This is a genomic window from Acidovorax sp. NB1, from assembly GCF_005405905.1.
GTDB lineage: Bacteria > Pseudomonadota > Gammaproteobacteria > Burkholderiales > Burkholderiaceae_C > Acidovorax.
Genome location: NZ_BJHU01000019.1, coordinates 1 through 2,997, shown reverse-complemented (window position 1 = coordinate 2,997; position 2,997 = coordinate 1). Strand labels below are relative to the sequence as shown.

The 2,997-nt window shown below is 63.4% G+C and carries 1 protein-coding gene; it reads left to right on the top strand.

Going from position 1 to position 2,997, the window contains the following annotated elements; translation table 11 throughout:
* Nucleotides 1-45: 45 nt before the first annotated feature.
* A partial coding sequence (locus AvAM_RS26020; RefSeq protein WP_137746587.1) for a DUF4347 domain-containing protein occupies nt 46-2,997 on the top strand: 2,952 nt, incomplete at its 3' end.

Sequence of the window (2,997 nt, the reverse complement as noted above, 5' to 3'; positions counted from 1 at the left end):
TTGCAATGCTGACAGGCGCAGAAGCCGAAATTTATTCAAAAAATCATGACCACTGACCACACATCCGCCGCCCTCCCATCGCCTGTACAAGAGGTGCTCTTCATTGACAGCCGGGTGCCGGACTTGCAGGCCATCATGGCAGCCGCCCGGCCCGGAGTGAAGGTGGTCATCCTGGACGCCAACGAAAGTGGCGTGGCCCAGATGGCCAAGGCGCTGGAGGGTGAACACGGACTGGCGTCCATCAGCGTGGTCTCGCACGGCGATGAAGGGGTGCTGCTGTTGGGCAATGGCCCGCTGTTCAGCGGCAACCTGGAGCAATACCAGGCGCAGCTCAAAGCCATAGGCGCAGCCCTGGGTGCGGACGGGGACCTGCTGCTGTATGGGTGCGATGTGGGTGCTGGCGAGGCAGGAGCGCAGTTCCTTCAGGCCTTGGCCCAACTGACAGGGGCGGACGTGGCCGCCTCCAACGACAGCACGGCAGGTGCGGTGCGTGGAGGCGACTGGGATCTGGAAGTCACCAGCGGGCAGATTGAGGCGACCGCGGCACTGGATGTACAGGCACTGGAGGGTTATGACTTCAGCCTGCACACGGCCAGTGTCAGCACGGTGGCCCAGCTGAAGGCCGCCATTGCGACGGGGAGCGCGGATGGTTTGGATGATGTGATCACCCTCACGGGGAACATCACGTTTGCCAGTGCGGCAGATGCTGTCTCCATCAATGTGACGGATGGGCACAACATGTCCATCGTGGGAGGTGGTTTTACGCTCAGTGGTGGGAATCTGGCGCGGGTTCTCAATGTTGCCACCAGTGGGGCGGGGAGTGCGGTCTCCATTGACAACTTGACCATCACCAATGGGTTCGTAACCGGTGCGGGTGGTGACCGCACTGCGGGCCCAGGGGGGGCGGGCGGAGATGCACTAGGCGCTGGAATCTACAACGCGGGCACGCTGACGATCACAAACAGCACCATTTCAAGCAACAAGGCCGCAGGAGGCGGCGGAGCAGGGGGGAACCAGTTCAATGGCTCGGCTGCAGGTGCTGGCGGCGGTGGCGGCGGCTACGGATCCACATTCGGTGGCGCTGGTGGCGGCAACTTTGGCGGAGGTATTCAGGCTGGTCCTAGCGCAGGAGTGGGTGGGCGGGGCAGTGGGTTCAACAGCGGTAGCAACTTTTTGGGAGGCGCCGGTGGATCTACTGTGGGGGGGGCCGGCTCGAACTATGGCGGGGGCTATTCGAACGGCGGCGGGGGCGGTAGCGCCAATGCTGGTGGCTCATTGCAAATAGGTGGCGGCGGAGGTGGGTCTGGGTACGACGCTGCGGGAGGGCGTGGTGGAAATGCAGCAGGCGGCATCTACAGCACCGGCACTCTGACTGTCACCTCAAGCAGTATTACCAACAATATCGGCGCAGGTGGTGGTGGCGGTGGCGGTGCAATTAATGGCCATGGATCCGGTGCAGGCGGCGTGGGCGGCGTGGGCATTGGCGGCATCTGGAACAAGGGTGGCACTGCCAAACTGGACGCAGCAACCAACACCTCGCTATCCACTGGGAACACCGGCGGCGGCGGCGTTGGTGGCACAGGAGACACTCCGGGTACTGCTGGTTCTGCGACCTCCACGGTTTCGACAACCAATGGTGGCACCACGGTCACCAACTATATTCCCTCCAGCTTGACCAGCGCCACGTACGACGCCAGTACCGGCGTCCTGTCGGTTACCGCTGCCGGCATGACCACCGGCGACACCATCGACGTGAGCAAGCTGAGCCTGACAGGCCAAGGCGGCAGCTACACCCTCACCAGTGCCAACGTCACTGCAGCCAGTGCGACCAGCTTCACGGTCACGCTGAACGCGGCAGACAAACTGGCCATCAACGGCATCCTGAACAACAACGGCACCAGCGCGGTGGACACCACCACCTTCAACCTGGCGGCAGCCGCCAATTGGGACGCCACCGCAGGATCTAGTGCAGACCTCACCGGCAACGGCGTGACGGTCTCCAACGTTGGCGCCCCCACCATCACCAGCGCCACCTTCGACGGCACGACCAACGTGCTCGTGGTCACCGGCACCGGCCTGGTCAGGACCATCGGAGCCACCAACGACATCACCGTCAGCAAGCTCACCATCACCGGCGAGGGCGGCGCCACCTACACCCTGTCCACCACAGGCAACGTAGAGGTCACCTCGGCCACCAGCTTCTCCATCACCCTGACGGGTGCAGACATCGCTGGCGTGAGCAACCTGCTCAACAAGAACGGCACATCCTCAGCCAGCGCCACCACCTACAACATCGCTGCGGCAGATGACTGGAACAGCGTCATCACCGGCGGCAACATCGCCGACCTTACGGGCAACGGCATCACCGTCTCCAACGCCGCGCCCATCGTCATCAGCTCAACCTACGATGCCAGCACAGGCACATTGGTTGTCACCGGTGCCAACATGGTCACGGGCGATACCATCGACGTGAGCAAGCTGAGTCTTGCAGGCCAAGGCGGCAGCTACACCCTCACCAGCCCCAATGTCACTGCCGCCAGTGCGACCAGCTTCACGGTCACGCTGAACGCTGTAGACCGGCTCAACATCAACGGCCTGCTGAACCAGAACGGCACCACGGCGGTGGACACCACCACCTTCAACCTGGCCGCCGCCGCTTCGTGGGATGCCAGCCGCATGACATCCGCCGACCTCACCGGCAACGCCGTGACGGTCTCCAACGTTGGCGCCCCCACCATCACCAGCGCCACCTTCGACGGATCGACCAACGTGCTGGTGGTCACCGGCACGGGCCTGGTCAAGACCATCGGCGCCACCAACGACATCACCATCAGCAAGCTCACCATCACCGGCGAAGGCGGCGCCACCTACACCCTGTCCACCACAGGCAACGTAGAGGTCACCTCGGCCACCAGCTTCTCCATCACCCTTGCTGGCGCAGACATCGCTGGAGTCGGTGCCCTTCTCAACAAGAACGGCACCTCGGCACTCAGCAGC